Genomic DNA, 15,962 nt, shown 5'->3' with positions numbered 1-15,962 from the left:
GTGGAGACTCCTAAATGTGTTCAGTCCGAGAAGATTTCGCGGTTCACCGTGTGTAAGTACGGGATCGCCAGGAACGGCGTGATGTAGAAGATGTCGTAGAGCCACCAGCCGATCACCGGGAAGATCACCCCGGCGTAGCGCACGTCGGCGTACATGGTCATGTTGAACACGTACAGCACCCAGATCAGTACGCCCATCCAGCAGGTGACGATCATCCACTGATGGCCCCAGCGCTTCATCTGCAGGAAGCCGATGGCCGCGGCGCACCGCATGGCGAACACGGTCAGGATCATCCCGACCTCCATCGACTTCTCCCCCGGCCCGGCGGCGCCGCCGATCCAGAGTTCGTTGTAATGCCAGTGGTATCCGGCGTCGAACATCGCACCCCAGCCGACCATCAGCACCCGGTTGATCAGGGTGTGGTTGCCGACCAGGTCCAGCGCCCAGCCCAAGCTGTTGAGCATGCCGTCGATCAACACCAGATAGCCCAGCAGAGTGACGATCATCGGCCGCACACTCAGCCCGGCCTGTAATGCCTGGCGCTGCAGATACACCCCGCGCAGGAAGATCGGTAGGCCGATGACTCCCGGCACCCACATACCCATCAACGCGGTGCCGGCGATCATCCACTTGTCGGCCCGCCACTGGGCCGCCCGGGAGTCCTGATCGTGCTCATCGAGGGCAAGCGAACCACCGCCGGCCACAGTGGAATTCGCGACCGCCGGCGTTCGTCGGCGGAGCAGGTTCACAGACTCCACCACCCGCGGGTGAACGACATGTACAGCTGGATCAAGAACATCACCAGCAGATAGCCGTAGATCACGATCTGGAAGACGATCAGCGCCTTCTTGCGGTTGCGTTCCTTCTGATCGACCATGGGTCCATCCCCTTTCTCGGTGTGTGGTTCCGGTTCGCCGTGCGGTCTCTGCTCAGTTCGACGCCGTGGCGTCGGCCAGGCTGGCCACCGCGATTTCCCGCAGCCCTTCGGCGATCGCACCGTCGGTGCTCAGCGGCGCCAGGATGCAGGCCTCGGCGGCTTCCAATTCGGTTGCGCCGGCAGCGATCAACTGTGCGGCGGTGACCAGCGTCCGGGTGGACGGCGGTTCGAAGTGAAAGGCCTCGTCGGCGGTGCGAACCGCGACCGCGCACTGCACCAGCCGGCGGGCGCAGTCCGCGCTGACCCCGGTCTCGGCCACCACCACCTCGGCTTCGCGGTCCGGCGACAGGTACTGCATGGGCAGCGTGGCGAAGCGCTGCCGGAAAGACGGTTTGAGTTCCTTGAGCGAGCTGCGGTAGGCCGGGTTGTACGAGCACACCACCATGAACTCGTCTGGCGCCGAGACGACTTCACCGGCCCGGTCCAGATACAACGCACGCCGGTGGTCGGTGAGTGAGTGCAGGATGGCCAGCGAGTCGTGCCGGGCTTCCACCACCTCGTCCAGGTAGCAGATCGCCCCGGCCTTGACCGCCCGGGTCAGCGGCCCGTCGGTCCAGACCACGTCGCCGCCGGTGACCATGAACCGGCCCACCAGATCCGAGCTGGTGAGGTCGTCGTGGCAGCTGATGGTGACTACCGGACGGCGCAGCAGCGCCCCCATGTGTTCGACGAATCGGGTCTTGCCGCAGCCGGTGGGTCCGGTGAGCATCACCGGGATGCGGCGGTGGTAGGCCTGTTCGAAGAGTTTGATCTCATTGCCGTTGGCGAAGTAGGTGTCAGTGGTCATGGCGGTGAGCCTCCTTTGGTTCCAGCCGATTACGCGGCGACGAGTTCGCGGTGCACGTGGGCCAGCACCCGGGGTAGGTCCTCGACGCGCTTGATCCGCCGGGACCGGCGCGGGCCGAACACCTCGGGTAACGGGTCGACCCGGGTGGGTCCGACGCCGAGGTAGTAGACCGACACCCCGGCGTCGTTGGCCTCTTCCACGGCATGCGCGACGTCGGCCCACGCGTAGTGCCCTTCGTAGCCCTCGTCGGACATCAAGCCGTCACCGATCACGATCAGCAGCCGCCGCTCCGACGGCTGGTCCAGCAGCCGGCTGGTCAGATGCCGGATCGGCGCGCCCAGCCGGGTATAGCCACCGGTGGTCAACCCGAGCCGGCCCGGCGGCACGAAGCGACGCTCGTCGAAGTCCTTGAGGCAGGTGACTTCCACCCGATGTCGGGTGTTGCCGGTGAACGTGAAGATGCCGTGTCGTTCGCGAGCCACCGTCATCGCCCGGGACAGCGCGTCGGCGCAGGCCAGCTCGAGTCGGAATACCTTGCCGCCGTGCACACTCAGCGACGAGCTGCCGTCGAGCAGCACCGCGGTGGTGACATCGCGGCAGGTGGGCAGCAACTCCCGGAAGATGCGTGGCTCGGTGGCAGCCCCGGTCAACATGTCGAGGTAGTAGCCGACGTAACAGTCGACGTCGAGGTCGGAACCGTCCTCAAGCCGGTTGGTCATGCTGCGGTGGGTGTGCTGCTGGAACCACTTGCGCAATTCGGCGCCCAGCGGCTGGTCGTAGCTGCTGGTCCGCGGTTGCGGGCGTTCCAGCACGGCGACGTGATCGCGCAGGAAGCTCTTGGTCCACTGGTTCCACTCCGGATACGGGATACCGGGTCGGTGTTCGGGCGTGACGTCCAGGTCGTTGTCCTGCGGGCGGCTCGGCGGCGGCAGGTTGGGGTTGCGGATTCCGCCGTCACCACCGACCGGCACCGAATACGGCCTGGGTTGTCGCTTTTGCGTGGTGGTCCACGGCATCCGGCCGAGACTGCGGCGCAGCTTGTCGGTCACGCCGACCGGCCGGGTGTAGGCCAGCGGTAACCGGCCCAGCAGCGGATCCGGTGTCGGGATGGCTCCGGCGGCCGCGAGATCGATGGCCCGGGCGATGATCTGGTCGCCGGCCAGGTCCGGATCGAGTACCTCGAGATCCGGCAACGTGTGTTGGGTCTCGGACAGCAGCCCCGGCCAGCGGGCAGCAATCCAGCCCAGTGCGACGCCGGCCTCCACCCAGCTCAGCGCGCGCAGTTCCGGAGCGGACAGTTCGTTGAGGTGGAAGGTGGTCACTCGATCCTTGGAAGGTGCGCACTGCAGCGCTATTCCGCAGGTGATGGTTCTGCGGGTCCAGGACCGAGGGAACGGATACGGCACGTGCACATGGGTCAGCGGCGCGTTCAGCCCGAAGCTGCGGTGTTCGCCGCTGACCAACCGCACACCCTCGCGGCGGCCCTCGCCGAGCGCGACCGCCGTGACGGCGCAGCTGCGTTCGACCGCCAGCGCACCGGCCTCGGCGGCGGTATTGCCGCCCTCACCCATGGTTGCGCTCCGGACCCCGAGACCGCGTCGGCACTAGAAGGTGCCGATGTTGGAGAAGATCCAGTACCAGAACCAGATCAACAGTCCGGCGCCGCCCCAGGCGCCGACGTAGCGCAGAATCTCCCAGACATAGGCCATGATCTGTCCTTCCAGTGACGATGGTGGATGTCGAGTGGTCCTGCCCGCCCGAGGTCGTCATCGGACCTCCAGTCCTCGAACGGCCGAGGCGACCAGCTGGTCGAGCATGAACTCGCGGCGGGCGGGATCGTCGGTGGTGGTCAGTGCGCCATACACACCGAGCAGGAAGAAGGTGGCGCCGAAGAAGGCGTCGACGTCGGGGTGCACCTCGCCGGCGCCGCGGGCACGTTCGATCTCGTCGACCAACAGCACCACCACCGGATGGTCGGTCCACTCCTCTTCGTGCGGACGGTTCGGCGCGAAGTGCAGGGCCAGGAATTCTTTGAACAGCATTGGCCCCAGCCGGGTTTCGATGTCCAGCACCAGACGGGTGGCCTCGGCAAGTGCGTCCTCCAGGCTGGGTGCCCCGGTCAGGAAGCGGGCCAGTTCGCCGGCAACCCGCTCCTCTTCCCGGCGTTCCACCTCGAGCAGGACATGCTCCTTGGACGGGAAGTGGAAGTAGAAGGTGCCGTGCGCCACCCCGGCGGCCGCCACGATCACACCGACATCGGCTTGGGCCATCCCGGAACGGGTGAACTCCGCGATCGCGGCCCCGAGGATGCGCTGCCGGGTCTGCATGCGCCGCAACTCGCGGCGGTCGCTGCCGACCGATGGCGTCATGAGCATCTTTGTACTCCAATAGATGACTTGAGTCAACGATAATTTATGACTAAACAGCCAGGCCTGCTGATCTGTGCAGGTCAAGCGGTGGTGTGTAGCGGCATCTACGTCATGGCGTGACGGAATGTTGACAGCACTCACTGACTAAACCCAGCCAGTCTGCTGTGGAGAAGTGCCGAATCAGTCCGAGAACATCTCGCGGTTGACGGTGTGCAGATACGGGATGGCCAAAAACGGCGTGATGTAGAAGATGTCGTAGAGCCACCAACCGACCACCGGCAAGACCACCCCGGCGTAGCGCACGTCGGCGTACATGGTCATGTTGAAAACGTAGATGCACCAGATCACCACGCCCATCCAGCAGGTGACGATCATCCACTGATGGCCCCAGCGCTTCATCTGCAGGAAGCCGATGCCGGCCGCGATGCGCATGGTGAACACGGTGACGATCATGCCCACCTCCATCGCCTTCTCTCCCGGCCCGGCCGCGCCGCCGACCCACAACTCGTTGTAGTGCCAGAAGTAGCCGGCGTCGAACATGTTGCCCCAGCCGTTCAACAGAACTCGGGCCAACAGGCTGTGGTTGGCCACCAGGTCCAGGGCCCAGCCCACGGTGTTGATGGCGGCGTCAACGATCACCAGGTAACCGAGCAGGGTGACCAGCATGGGCCGCACCGACAGGCCCTCCCGCTGTGCCTTGCGCAGCAACCAGACCCCGCGCAGGAACAGCGGCAGACCGAAGATGCCGAGCACCGCCGTGCCGATCAACAGGCTGCCCGCGATCAGCCACTTGTCCGCCTGGCGCTGCGCCTGACGGGACAGCTCAGCGTGTTCGTCAAGTGCCAGTCCGGGTCCGCTCGACGTCGACGGCGCGGTGTCCCGGCCGCCCAATCGCGGAAGTTGCATGCGCGCTCCTCACCGATGGCCGCGGCGAGGTGTCGTCCTGCCGCGATGGATCCCGGCGAAGACTACCGCAACAACTGACTCGAGTCATGGACTCGGGTCAGTAATCGGTGGCTCGGCGCAGTCAGCGCACCTGGTCGTAGGTGATGTGCAGCGCGGTCAGCCCACGCAGCAGGAAGGTCGGGTCGTAGGCGTAATGCCGAGCATCGGACGGTCCGTGCGCAGCCGGATCGGCGTCGATGTTGCGCATCCGGTCCAGCATCCGGCGCACCGTGATCTGGCCTTCCACCCGGGCCAGCGGGGCTCCGGCGCAGGTGTGGATTCCGCGGCCGAACGCGATGTGTTCGCGCACGTTCTTGCGCTCCGGCCGGAACTCGTGCGGATCCTCGAACTTGCGTGGATCACGGTTGGCCGCACCAAGACACAACATCACGATGGTGCCGGCCGGCAGGTGCACCCCGCCCAGTTCGGTGGTCTTGCGCACCAGCCGGAAGTCCACCTTGGTCGGCGAATGCATCCGCAACGCTTCCTCGATGAAAGTTCCGATCCGGTCCGGGTGCTCCCGCAAAGTGTCCTGATAACCGGGGTTCTCGATCAGCACCTGGACCGCGGCGCTGAGCAGTTTGGTGACGGTCTCCTGCCCGGCTGCGAACAGGAATGTCGCGGGCTTGACCACCTCAAGCAGCTCGGGCGTGCTGCCGTCCGGATAGCTGGCGGTCGCCATCCCGGACAGCACATCGTCGCGGGGTTTGGCCCGCCGGGCAGCCAGATAACCTTCGAACTTGTCATCGAGGTACTGCAGCGGGTCCAGACCGACCGGTTCGCCATCCAGCGCACCCACCCGGGCGCCGTCCGGCTGTTCGGCGCCCAGCGCCGCAAGGAATTCGGGCCGATCCTCGTCGGGCACACCGAGCAGGTCGATGATCGCCGAGGTGGCAAACGGGCGGGCGTACTCGGAGAGGAATTCGCAGCCACCCTTGTCGATGATCAGGTCGAGCTGGCTGTCCACCAGCCGCCACATGAAGTCTTCGTTCTCCTTGAGCCGGCGCGGCGTCAACAACTTGTTCAGCAGCGAACGGGCCCGCTCGTGCGCCGGCGGGTCCATCACCACCATGTGCTCGTGGATCGGGAACAGATGCCGATGGGCTTCGATCTGCTCGGAGATGTCGTCGCCCTCGGGGGTGAACGGCAGCGGCGGGAACGGGCCGCCGATGGCGTTGACCGCCGAGAAATGGTCATGGTCTTTGAACGCCGCCATCACCTCGGCGTAGCCGGTGACCGCGACGACGTCGTGGAACGGTTCGCGGGTGACCGGGCCCTGCTCACGCAAGTAATCCCAGTAGGCGTACGGGTCCTGAGCGAGGTCGGGATCGGAGAAGTAGTCGAGTGACGCGAAATCGGGCATCGGGACGACAGTCCTTTCGGGTTTCGGGCTGAACTTGATCGGCCGCTGTTCTCCGGCGGCCCGATGGTCAGGGTTCGTCGACGACAATGGCGCCGCGCGGACAGGCGTCGACCGCTGCGGCGACCTCGCTCCACTGCACTGCGCCCGGCTGCGCGACGACGGTGGCCAGGTCGTCATCGCCGAGTTCGAAGATCTCCGGGGCAGTTTGGACGCACAGCGCGTGCCCCTCACACAGCTGCGGGTCGACTCGCACCTTCCGGCTTATTGCCACTTGCACGTCGGGCATCGCGTCCGACCTCCGATCCTGGGCTGGACTGGTCACTCGATCAAACTGTTAGAATGCGCCATGCTTACCATGTGGCGCGACGGACGGTCAAGCAACAGCGCGGCGCGGGGCCGCTGAATGCCGACTCCGCGCACACCCCGCAACAACGACAACGGGGCGCGAGCCCGCCTGATCGAGGCCACCGCGAAGGTGATGCGCGACGAGGGTTACGCCGCGGCCACCTCGCGTCGGATCGCCACCGAGGCCGGCGTCAAACAGGCACTGGTGTACTACTACTTCCCCACCATGGACGACTTGTTCGTCGAGGTGCTGCGCAGCGGTGCCGATGCGGCGCTGGAACGGATGCGCACGGCGCTGACCGAGAATGACCCGTTGAGCGCGCTGTGGGAAATCAACAGTGATGTCCGGCTGACCGGCCTGAACACCGAGTTCATGGCGTTGGCGAACCACCGCAAGGCGATTCGTGCCGAGCTGAAGAACTATGCCGAGCGGGTGCGGGACATCGAGACCGCGGCCGTCACGGTGGCGTTGCGTGCGGCCGGGGTGGACCTGCAGGCCTACCCGCCGGTGGCGATCTCGATGCTGATCGCCCAGATCGCACGCAGTCTGTGCAACGAGGAAGCCGTCGGCGTCACCGAGGGCCACGACGCCATGCGCGGATTGGTCGAGCGGCAACTGGCGGCGCTGGCCCAGCCTCGCCCGACACCCGCTCGCAGCACCGGCAACTGATCGTCGGTTCGCGCCGGACCGGGTCACGACGCACTTTTGACCTTGGTGTCGCCGCCCGTCCGCGGCCGGGTACCGACACTTGACACTCGTGGTGATCGGTGTCACTCTCTGATCGATCGATCAAGACTTGGTGGCGGTCAACCCGGCCGCCACCGGATATCAGACCCGACGACGAAAAAAGGTGGAACACATGGGCGGACGTGTCGAAGGCAAGGTCGCATTCATCACCGGCGCGGCCCGCGGCCAAGGCCGCAGCCACGCCGTGCGGTTGGCCGAAGAAGGTGCGGACATCATCGCGATCGACGTGTGCGCGCCGATCAGCAGCAACACCGAGATCCCGGCAGCCACACCGGATGACCTGGCCCACACCGCCGAACTGGTCAAGGGCCTGAACCGCCGGATCGTCACCGCGCAGGTCGACGTGCGCGACTTCGCGGCCGTCAAGGAAGCCGTGGACAGCGGCGTCGAACAACTCGGCGGACTGGACATCGTGGTGGCCAACGCCGGGATCGGCAACGGCGGCGAGACATTGGACAAGACCTCAGAAGAGGACTGGGACGACATGATCGCGGTCAACCTGTCCGGGGTCTGGAAATCCGTCAAAGCAGCGGTGCCACACCTGCTTTCGGCTGGCAAGGGTGGTTCGATCATCCTGACCAGCTCGGTCGGCGGGCTCAAGCCCTACCCGCACACCGGTCACTACATCGCTGCCAAGCACGGCGTGATCGGTTTGATGCGCACCTTCGCGGTCGAGTTGGGTCAGCATTCGATCCGGGTCAACGCGGTGTGCCCGACCAACGTCAACACCCCGCTGTTCATGAACGAGGGCACCATGAAGTTGTTCCGGCCGGATCTGGAGAACCCGGGCCCCGAGGACCTCAAGGTGGCCGCGCAGTTCATGCACGTGCTGCCGGTCGGCTGGGTGGAACCGGTCGACATCAGCAACGCGGTGCTGTTCTTGGCCTCCGACGAGGCCCGCTTCATCACCGGACTCCCGGTGACCGTCGACGCGGGCAGCATGCTGCACTGAGACAGTCCAGAAAAGCCCATGCCCGCGGATGTCCTACCCGCGGGCATCGGCTTTTCGTCAGCTTCCGCTACCACCCTTGGGCGGGTTGACGAACCAGACCATCTCCTCGCGTAGCCGCCGGCTGCGCCAACCATCCTCGGTGCGGACCACCTCATGGTGGTAATACCCGCCGCACGAACTGATTTCGGACATACCGGGCATCTGCATCGGGTTGTAGAACATGGCCCGCACGGCGGCGACCTCGCCGTCGAATTCCAGCACCTCGATGTTGGTGATGTAGTGCATGGCCATCGGCAGCACCCCGAAGTTGGCGGACAGCCAGTCGGCCACCTGGTCGCGGTTGCCGGCCACCACGGTCGGTCCGTAATCGATGTGCGCGTCCGCAGTGAACACCGAGCGGTACAGCTGCCAGTCCTTTGCGTCGACCGCACGCGCATACCGATACAGCAGCGCCTCGATCGCGAGCCGGTCCTCGGCCCCGAGCTGGCTCACTCGGGCATGCCGATGGTCTTGATGGCCAGGTACTCCAGATACCCCTGGGTGCCGTTGCGGTAGCCCAGCCCACTTTGCTTGGTACCACCGAACGGGCTGTCGATGCCGAAGTGGCTCTTGCCGTTGATCGTGACGTTGCCGGTGCGCATCCGGGTGGCCACCGAGAAGGCCCGGTCCACGTCGGCGCTACTGACTTCACCGGACAGGCCGTAGATGGTGTTGTTGGCGATCGCGACGGCTTCGTCGTCGCCGTCGTACGGCGTCACCGTCAGCACCGGCCCGAAGATCTCCTCCTGGGCCACCTGGGAGTCCGGGTCGACGTCGGCGAGCAGCGTGGCCTGGGTGTAGTAGCCCACCGGCAGGTTCTCCGGGATCCCGCCGCCGGTGATCACCCTTGCGCCCGAGTCGATTCCGGACTTGATCAGACCCAGCACCTTCTGCCGCTGGGTCTCGCTGATCTGTGGGCCCTGCATGTTGCCCGGCGTCCACGGGTCGCCCACCGGGAAGTTGGCCATGCTGGCCGCCAGGACCTCGAGGCCCTCGTCGTAGCGCGAACGCGGCAGCAGGATGCGGCTCGGCAGGATGCAGCTCTGACCACTCATCACGCAGGCCATCATGGCGGCCAGGGGCAGCGCCGAGCTGAAGTCGGCGTCTTCGAGCACGATGTGCGCGGACTTGCCGCCGAGTTCGAGCAGCGTCTTTTTGACCGTCGGCGCACCGGCAGCCAGGATGGCGCGGCCGGTGGCCGTCGACCCGGTGAAGGTGATCATGTCCACTCGCGGGTCGGCGGACAGCGCCGCGCCCACCTCGTTGGCGTTGGAGGTCACCACGTTGAACACACCGGCCGGGATGTCAGTCTCCTCGGCGACGATGCGGCCCAACTCGCTGCCCGACCACGGGGTCAACTGGGCCGGCTTGAGCACCACCGTGTTGCCGGCCATCAGTGCCGGCACGGTCTCGGCGATGTTGAGATAGAACGGCACGTTCCACGGGGTGATGGCACCGACCACGCCGACCGGTTCGTAGTGCAGCTTGCGCCGGGCCGGGCCCAACGGAGTGTCGTGCAGTCCGGTGTCGACCAGGTAGTCGAACTTCTGGCCGTGCTCGACCCAGTGCTTGACCTCCTCGATCGGGCTCTCGATCTGGCTGCCGGAGACCGTCACCGGGCAGCCCACCTCGGTGATCAGGATGCGCCGCAGCCGTTCCTTGTTGCGGTCCAGCGCTTGGTGTAGCTGGGTCAGGCAGTGCACCCGGAATTCCAGGTCACCGGCCCAACGGCCTTCGTCGAACGCGCGCCGGGCCGCGCCGACCGCGCGCTGAAGGTCGGCGACCGTGCCGTCGGTGGCCTGACCGGCGACCTGCTCGGTGGCCGGGTGCACCACGTCGAACAGCGCGCCGCTGGCGGTGCCGGTCAGTTCTCCGTCGATCAGCATGCGTTGCTCGCCGGCCAACACTCCGGTCTCGGTTTGCTCAGTAGTCACGACTAGCCCTTCCACGCCGCGGCGGTTCACGGTTGTTCCACCCGGTTGTCATCATAGGGACGTTGTGTAACGTCAACTGGGCACGCTACTCTACTAAAGTAGAGATTGAAATGGCCTGGCCGGCGTCAATCCGTCAAAGCCGGGACCGCCCCGACACCGCGCACCACGCCGGCGATCATCTGGTCCAACTCCCCCGGCGTCCAACTGCGTTGGTGCCCACTGGCATAGCCGAACATGATGCCGCTGATGAACGTCATCAAAACGTAGGCCTGATCGTCGATCGACGGGCCGGCCCGATCGGCGTCGAGGTCCGGGCCGATCTGGTGCACCGCGGCGCGGATGAGCGCGAAGAACCGCTGCAGGTAGCCGTCCAGGATGGCCTCCAGCCGAGGATCGCGCACGGCCTGCAACGCCAGTTCGATACGGGCCTTGGTGCGGACCAGTCGCGCACCCGAACTGGACTGGACCACCAGGGTGGCCAAACCCGAAGGCACCGTCGGGTCCTCGGCCTGCCGGGTGGCGGCGGTGAGATCTTTGAGGTCGAGCTCGGAAACCCGCTCGGCGACGGCGTGCAGCAGGGCCGCGCGGGTGCGGAAGTAGAACGAGGTGGTGCCGTCGGGAACTCCGGCCCTGCGGTCCACCTTCAGGTGGCTGACACCCTTGACGCCGTCTTCGGCCAGCAGTCGGATCGCCGCGTCACACAGGGCGCGGCGGCGCTGGTCCGGGTTTGGCTTGCGTCGCATGTCGATTCCGCAGTGTAGCTGCAAACCCGGCGCCATCCACTCTATTCTCGTAGAGCCGATTGAAACCCGTCCGCAGACCGTGCTCAGGAGACCGCGTGCAACTCATCTTCAACCTCCCCCACATGATGCGACTCAAGGCCATGATGCAACCGTGGGAGGCCCAGGTCACCGGCGCCGATCAGACCAGGATGGTCAAACGCGCCGATGAACTCGGTTACGACATGGTGGCGGTCCCGGAGCATTTCGCGATTCCCAATGAACATCTGGAACTGTCTGGGCCGCATTACTTCTCGTCGACCACGGCGCAGGCCTACATTGCCGGGGCCACCGAGCGGATCCGGGTCAACTCGTGCATCACGATCCTGCCGCTGCAGCATCCGATCGTGCTGGCCAAGGCGCTGGCCACCGCCGACTGGATGAGCGGCGGACGGATGATGGCGACCTTCGGGGCGGGTTGGCTGCAGGGCGAATTCGAGTTGCTCGGCGTGCCGTTCCGGGAACGCGGCCGGATCGCCGACGAATACCTGGCCGCGCTGGTGGAGTTGTGGACCAGTGATTCACCGCAGTTCGAGGGCAAGTACGTCGCGTTCCGCGACATCGGTTTCGAACCGAAACCCGTTCAGCGCCCGCACTTGCCGATCTGGATCGGCGGCGACGCGGATGCCGCACTGCGCCGGGCCGCGAAGTATGCCTCCGGATGGTGGTCGTTTTTGACCCCACCCGAGCAGATCAAGGCGCGCGTCGAGTTCATCAAGTCGCAGCCGGGCTACGACGGCCGGCCCTTCGACGTGGTGCACGGCATGGCCACCCGGCGGGTCGGCGAAGGACACACCGCGCGCAACGACCCGGATGCCCGTTCGGACATGAGCGCCCAGGAGATCATCGACCGGCTCGGCTGGCTGGCCGACCAGGGCGTCACGGTGAGCGCGGTGCCGCTGCCCAAGGTCTCCGGAGTGGACGAGTACCTGGATTTCGCGCAGTGGGTGATCGAGGAGATCAAACCGCAGCTGGGCTGAGCTCGGCCCGGTCAGCCGAGCGCGTCGATCACCTCGGTGCGGAACTGATCGAGCGCCTCCAGCGCGGCCGTCAGCCCAGATCCCGGGATCTGCACGTTCACCCACGTCACACCGGCCTGGGCGAGCTCTTCGAGTCCGCTCAGATAGGCATCGGCGTTGAAGTCCGCGGCGCCGGGAACTCCGCCCCGGGTCGGGCTGAACGTGACGTCCACCGATGCCGGGTCGCGGCCGGCGTCCTCGAGTCGGCGGTGCAGATCCTCGATGCGGCGTGCCAAGTCAGCCACCGAATCCAGCGCCGCGGTCCCGGCGGTCTTGGCCAGCAGCGCCGGCGCCGGGAACGGACACCAGCCATCGCCGTACTGCGCGACCCGTCGCCGGGCGGTGGAGGTGTTGCCGCCGATCCAGATCGGCGGGTGCGGCACACCGACCGGGCGCGGGTGCGCGGTGATACCGCGAGCGTTGAAATTCTGTCCCTCGATGCTCACGTCATCGGTGGTCCAGATCGTCTTGATGGTGGCCAGGGCCTCTTCGAACAGGGCGGCCCGGGCGTCGAAGTCCACGCCGAGCGCGGCGAACTCGCGCTTGAGGTAACCCACCCCGACAGCCAGTGTGAATCGGCCGTCGGAGAGCAGATCCAGGGTGGCGCCGGCCTTGGCCACCACGAACGGGTTGCGGTAGGGCAGCACCACGATGTTCGGGATCAGCCGCAGCGTGCTGGTGTGCGCGGCAGCGAAACTCATCGCGACGAACGGGTCCAGCGCGTCGTGCCCGCCGGCCTCCAGCCAGCGTTGCGAAGGGGCCGGATGATCGGTGAAACCGAATCCGTGCACGCCGGCCCGTTCGGCGGCGGCTGCCACCGCGGCCACCCCGGCACCGGACACCAGCTCGGGGTGATAGGGATGGCTGTGCATCGGGTGCGTGATGGCGAAGCGCAGCTGCGTGAGGTTCATCGCGACAGACGTTACATCCACGTCGAGAACTGTCAACGGTAAGGTCATTACCGGTCCATCTCACCCAACGGAATGAGGTCTCGTGCCCGTCGAACGACTGCTACCCAGCGAGGAAGCACGCGACCTGATCCAGCTCGCCCGGGACATCTCGGACAAGACGCTGTCCCCCATCGTCGACGAATACGAGCGCGCCGAACGCTATCCCGAAGGCCTGTTCGGGCGGCTCGGCGAGGCCGGGTTGCTGTCCCTGCCCTATCCCGAGGAATGGGGTGGCGGCGGCCAGCCCTACGAGGTGTACCTGCAGGCACTCGAAGAGATCGGCGCGCGCTGGGCCGCAGTGGCGGTGGCGGTCAGCGTGCACAGCCTGTCCTGTCATCCGCTGCTGGCCTTCGGCACCGACGAGCAAAAGCAGCGCTGGCTGCCGGACATGCTGAGCGGATCGACGATCGGTGCCTACAGTCTGTCCGAACCGCAGGCCGGCTCCGATCCGGCCGCGCTGAGCTGCAAGGCCGTCGCCACCGACGACGGCTACCGGGTGACCGGCGCCAAGGCCTGGATCACGCACGGCGGAATTGCCGACTTCTACAACCTGTTCGCCCGTACTGGCGAAGGCTCACAAGGCATTTCGTGCTTCCTGGTGCCTGGCGACGCCGACGGCCTGTCGTTCGGCAAGCCCGAGGAGAAGATGGGTCTGCACGCGGTGCCGACCACCACCGCGCACTACGACGGGACGTTCATCGAGGCCGAACGCCGGATCGGTACCGAAGGGCAAGGCCTGCAAATCGCCTTCAGCGCACTGGATTCCGGCCGGCTGGGCATCGCTGCGGTGGCCGTCGGCCTGGCCCAGGCCGCACTCGACGAAGCCGTGGCCTATGCACAGCAGCGAACCACCTTCGGCCGCAAGATCATCGACCACCAGGGGCTCGGATTCCTGCTGGCCGACATGGCTGCTGCGGTGGACTCGGCGCGCGCGACCTACCTGGACGCTGCCCGCCGCCGGGACGCCGGGCTGCCGTACTCGCGAAACGCCTCGGTGGCCAAGTTGATCGCGACCGACGCCGCGATGAAGGTCACCACCGACGCGGTCCAGGTGCTCGGCGGAGTGGGTTACACCCGGGACTTCCGGGTCGAGCGCTACATGCGCGAAGCCAAGATCATGCAGATCTTCGAGGGCACCAACCAGATTCAGCGGTTGGTGATCAGCCGCGACCTGGCGCGCTGATCACAGATCACACCCCGGTCCAGGCTGCGTCCAGGCGTTCGGCGACGTCGATCACCTGGGCCTGCTTGGATTCCGGCGCGTCGATCTGATCGCTGACGTGCTGCGCGATGAACCTGCGGATCTCGGCGTCCACCCCACCGATGATCCGCACGATCTCACCGCGGATCGACTTCGAGGACACCAGCACGGAGATGTCCGACGGCCGCGGTTTGGCCACGTCCAGGATGAGCAGCAGTGGTTCCGCGGCCCGGGCCGTGGCGCGCAGCGCCACCTCGCCGTCCACCACGAACCGGGGCCGGTCCAGCCGCAGGTCGACCAGCAGGTCGATCTCCAGCGGGATCCGGATGTCGAACGTGATGGTCTCCCCCATCCGCCGGGTGGCCTGCGGTTCGCGGATCTTGACCTTGGCGCTGACCCGCGCGATCTTGCCCGGCCCCTGCGCGATCGGACCCAGTTCGAACTGGTCACCGGCGATGTCGGCGAACGCTGCGGCCACCCGCTGCTCGGTGACCGCGATCTCGAAGAACCTGCGGCCAAACGCCTCATACGTGACGTAGTCGTACGTATCCATAGTCCTGTAACCGTCTCACGTCCGGTTCCGGAACCCGGCCAGTACCCGCCGAACGATGCGTCACGAACCGGTTTCAGCCTTGCTCGTCGAGCCAGTCCGAGATGGCGGCCACCGCGTCGGTGAAGAACAGCCGGTAGGACCGGTCGGTGACGTAGCCGATGTGCGGTGTGGCCACCACATTGTCCAAACCGCGCAGCGGGTGGTTCGGCGGCAGCGGTTCGACGTCGAACACATCCAGTGCGGCGCCGGCGATGCTGCGGGTGCGCAGCGCCGCCAGCAAGGCCTGCTCGTCGACGATCGGTCCGCGAGAGGTGTTGACCAACAACGCCGTCGGCTTCATCGCGGTCAGTTCGGCCGCGCCGACCTGACCGCGGGAGCGGGCACCGAGCCGGACATGGATGCTCAGCACGTCGGCATCGGTGAACAAGGTGTCGCGGTCCACCCAGGTGGCACCGGCCGCCGATGCGGCCTCGGCGGTCAGGTTCGGGCTCCAGGCGATCACCTGCATCCCGAATGCGGTGCCGATCCGCGCCACCGCCGCACCGATGTGGCCAAGGCCCAGTACCCCCAGGGTGCGGCCGGACAGTTCGGTTCCGACCGAGGTCTGCCAGCCGCCGGCCCGCACCGAGGCGACCTCGGTCGGCAGCTTGCGCGCGGCCGCCAGGATCAACGCCCAGGTCAACTCGACCGTCGCGGCCTTGCTGCCGCGGGTACCGGTGACCCGGATGCCGCGCCGGTCGGCGGCGTCGGTGTCGATCGCGGCATTGACCGCACCGGTCGAGGCGATCAACTTGAGACTGGGCAGTCGGTCCAGCACGGCCGCTGGTAGCGGCGTGCGTTCCCGCATCACGAACACCACGTCGAACGGCAACAACCGCGCGACCACGTCATCGGGATCACCGAGATGGTCACCGAACACCGTGATCTCGGCCCGATCGGCAACCGGCGACCAGTCGGCCATTTCCAGCGCCACACCCTGATAGTCGTCGAGGATCGCGACCCGCACCCGAATACTTCCTTCCTGGACCGTGTTTGGTGGAC

At 66.4% G+C, this 15,962-nt stretch carries 18 protein-coding genes; 4 read left to right on the top strand and 14 right to left on the bottom strand.

The window, feature by feature from the left end:
• Positions 1–20 precede the first annotated feature (20 nt).
• From AC5Y3P_RS03665 to AC5Y3P_RS03630, 8 genes are all read right to left on the bottom strand, one after another.
• Positions 21–743: a hypothetical protein gene (locus AC5Y3P_RS03665; RefSeq protein WP_500044573.1), complete on the bottom strand. Its 723-nt coding sequence runs from the start codon at positions 741–743 to the stop codon at positions 21–23.
• Between the two features lie 2 nt (positions 744–745).
• A complete protein-coding gene (locus AC5Y3P_RS03660) occupies positions 746–877 on the bottom strand; it encodes a hypothetical protein (RefSeq protein WP_500044526.1) in 132 nt (43 codons plus the stop codon).
• Between the two features lie 52 nt (positions 878–929).
• Positions 930–1,724, bottom strand: a complete 795-nt coding sequence (locus AC5Y3P_RS03655; RefSeq protein ID WP_500044525.1) for a CbbQ/NirQ/NorQ/GpvN family protein — start codon at positions 1,722–1,724, stop codon at positions 930–932.
• Between the two features lie 29 nt (positions 1,725–1,753).
• Entirely contained in the window at positions 1,754–3,295 is a 1,542-nt protein-coding gene (locus AC5Y3P_RS03650) for a nitric oxide reductase activation protein NorD (protein ID WP_500044524.1), read from the bottom strand.
• Positions 3,296–3,490: 195 nt separating this feature from the next.
• A complete protein-coding gene (locus AC5Y3P_RS03645; protein ID WP_500044523.1) occupies positions 3,491–4,093 on the bottom strand; it encodes a TetR family transcriptional regulator in 603 nt (200 codons plus the stop codon).
• Positions 4,094–4,273: 180 nt separating this feature from the next.
• Positions 4,274–4,999, bottom strand: a complete 726-nt coding sequence (locus AC5Y3P_RS03640; protein WP_500044522.1) for a hypothetical protein — start codon at positions 4,997–4,999, stop codon at positions 4,274–4,276.
• Between the two features lie 121 nt (positions 5,000–5,120).
• Positions 5,121–6,401, bottom strand: coding sequence for a cytochrome P450 (locus tag AC5Y3P_RS03635; RefSeq protein ID WP_500044521.1), 1,281 nt, complete (start codon positions 6,399–6,401; stop codon positions 5,121–5,123).
• 67 nt (positions 6,402–6,468) lie between these two features.
• Positions 6,469–6,687 carry a ferredoxin gene (locus AC5Y3P_RS03630; protein WP_500044520.1) on the bottom strand — a complete coding sequence of 73 codons (219 nt, stop codon included), beginning with the start codon at positions 6,685–6,687 and terminating at the stop codon, positions 6,469–6,471.
• A gap of 117 nt (positions 6,688–6,804) precedes the next feature.
• Here AC5Y3P_RS03630 and AC5Y3P_RS03625 point away from each other — a divergent pair, with 117 nt between their 5' ends.
• Positions 6,805–7,416, top strand: coding sequence for a TetR/AcrR family transcriptional regulator (locus AC5Y3P_RS03625; RefSeq protein WP_500044519.1), 612 nt, complete (start codon positions 6,805–6,807; stop codon positions 7,414–7,416).
• 190 nt (positions 7,417–7,606) lie between these two features.
• Positions 7,607–8,446 (top strand): mycofactocin-coupled SDR family oxidoreductase, encoded by an 840-nt coding sequence (locus AC5Y3P_RS03620; protein WP_500044518.1) that lies wholly within the window; start codon positions 7,607–7,609, stop codon positions 8,444–8,446.
• 57 nt (positions 8,447–8,503) lie between these two features.
• Here AC5Y3P_RS03620 and AC5Y3P_RS03615 read toward each other — a convergent pair whose 3' ends face one another.
• The 3 genes from AC5Y3P_RS03615 to AC5Y3P_RS03605 all read right to left on the bottom strand — a co-directional run bounded on the left by AC5Y3P_RS03615 (position 8,504) and on the right by AC5Y3P_RS03605 (position 11,168).
• Positions 8,504–8,938 (bottom strand): nuclear transport factor 2 family protein, encoded by a 435-nt coding sequence (locus AC5Y3P_RS03615; protein WP_500044517.1) that lies wholly within the window; start codon positions 8,936–8,938, stop codon positions 8,504–8,506.
• Positions 8,935–10,419, bottom strand: coding sequence for an aldehyde dehydrogenase family protein (locus tag AC5Y3P_RS03610; RefSeq protein WP_500044516.1), 1,485 nt, complete (start codon positions 10,417–10,419; stop codon positions 8,935–8,937). The genes AC5Y3P_RS03615 and AC5Y3P_RS03610 overlap by 4 nt, the downstream gene beginning before the upstream one ends.
• A gap of 125 nt (positions 10,420–10,544) precedes the next feature.
• Positions 10,545–11,168: a TetR/AcrR family transcriptional regulator gene (locus AC5Y3P_RS03605; protein ID WP_500044572.1), complete on the bottom strand. Its 624-nt coding sequence runs from the start codon at positions 11,166–11,168 to the stop codon at positions 10,545–10,547.
• 89 nt (positions 11,169–11,257) lie between these two features.
• Here AC5Y3P_RS03605 and AC5Y3P_RS03600 point away from each other — a divergent pair, with 89 nt between their 5' ends.
• Positions 11,258–12,178, top strand: a complete 921-nt coding sequence (locus tag AC5Y3P_RS03600; protein ID WP_500044515.1) for a TIGR03619 family F420-dependent LLM class oxidoreductase — start codon at positions 11,258–11,260, stop codon at positions 12,176–12,178.
• Positions 12,179–12,189: 11 nt separating this feature from the next.
• On the opposite strand, the gene AC5Y3P_RS03595 is transcribed toward AC5Y3P_RS03600, so the two are convergent.
• Complete coding sequence (locus tag AC5Y3P_RS03595) at positions 12,190–13,113, bottom strand: LLM class F420-dependent oxidoreductase (RefSeq protein ID WP_500044571.1); 924 nt, start codon at positions 13,111–13,113, stop codon at positions 12,190–12,192.
• Between the two features lie 97 nt (positions 13,114–13,210).
• Between AC5Y3P_RS03595 and AC5Y3P_RS03590 the strand changes: the two genes are divergently transcribed.
• Positions 13,211–14,350, top strand: a complete 1,140-nt coding sequence (locus tag AC5Y3P_RS03590; RefSeq protein WP_500044514.1) for an acyl-CoA dehydrogenase family protein — start codon at positions 13,211–13,213, stop codon at positions 14,348–14,350.
• A gap of 7 nt (positions 14,351–14,357) precedes the next feature.
• Here the strand turns inward: AC5Y3P_RS03590 and AC5Y3P_RS03585 are convergent, their stop codons facing one another.
• Together AC5Y3P_RS03585 and AC5Y3P_RS03580 are read right to left on the bottom strand one after the other, a co-directional pair.
• Complete coding sequence (locus tag AC5Y3P_RS03585; protein ID WP_500044513.1) at positions 14,358–14,921, bottom strand: hypothetical protein; 564 nt, start codon at positions 14,919–14,921, stop codon at positions 14,358–14,360.
• A 73-nt stretch (positions 14,922–14,994) separates the two neighbouring features.
• Complete coding sequence (locus tag AC5Y3P_RS03580) at positions 14,995–15,882, bottom strand: D-2-hydroxyacid dehydrogenase family protein (protein ID WP_500044570.1); 888 nt, start codon at positions 15,880–15,882, stop codon at positions 14,995–14,997.
• Between the last annotated feature and the right edge of the window lie 80 nt (positions 15,883–15,962).

Source organism: Mycobacterium sp. NGS45, from assembly GCF_059812645.1.
The sequence above is the reverse complement of the archived record's forward strand: the minus strand, read 5'-3'. Positions and strand labels throughout refer to the sequence as shown.

Excerpts from the sequence above, each read along its gene's own strand:
- AC5Y3P_RS03650 (WP_500044524.1), bottom strand. The coding sequence starts at position 3,295 with ATGGGTGAGGGCGGCAATACCGCCGCCGAGGCCGGTGCGCTGGCGGTC.
- AC5Y3P_RS03655 (WP_500044525.1), bottom strand. The coding sequence starts at position 1,724 with ATGACCACTGACACCTACTTCGCCAACGGCAATGAGATCAAACTCTTC.
- AC5Y3P_RS03630 (WP_500044520.1), bottom strand. The coding sequence starts at position 6,687 with ATGCCCGACGTGCAAGTGGCAATAAGCCGGAAGGTGCGAGTCGACCCG.
- AC5Y3P_RS03585 (WP_500044513.1), bottom strand. The coding sequence starts at position 14,921 with ATGGATACGTACGACTACGTCACGTATGAGGCGTTTGGCCGCAGGTTC.
- AC5Y3P_RS03625 (WP_500044519.1), top strand. The coding sequence starts at position 6,805 with ATGCCGACTCCGCGCACACCCCGCAACAACGACAACGGGGCGCGAGCC.
- AC5Y3P_RS03660 (WP_500044526.1), bottom strand. The coding sequence starts at position 877 with ATGGTCGATCAGAAGGAACGCAACCGCAAGAAGGCGCTGATCGTCTTC.
- AC5Y3P_RS03620 (WP_500044518.1), top strand. The coding sequence starts at position 7,607 with ATGGGCGGACGTGTCGAAGGCAAGGTCGCATTCATCACCGGCGCGGCC.
- AC5Y3P_RS03580 (WP_500044570.1), bottom strand. The coding sequence starts at position 15,882 with ATGGCCGACTGGTCGCCGGTTGCCGATCGGGCCGAGATCACGGTGTTC.
- AC5Y3P_RS03645 (WP_500044523.1), bottom strand. The coding sequence starts at position 4,093 with ATGACGCCATCGGTCGGCAGCGACCGCCGCGAGTTGCGGCGCATGCAG.
- AC5Y3P_RS03635 (WP_500044521.1), bottom strand. The coding sequence starts at position 6,401 with ATGCCCGATTTCGCGTCACTCGACTACTTCTCCGATCCCGACCTCGCT.
- AC5Y3P_RS03640 (WP_500044522.1), bottom strand. The coding sequence starts at position 4,999 with ATGCAACTTCCGCGATTGGGCGGCCGGGACACCGCGCCGTCGACGTCG.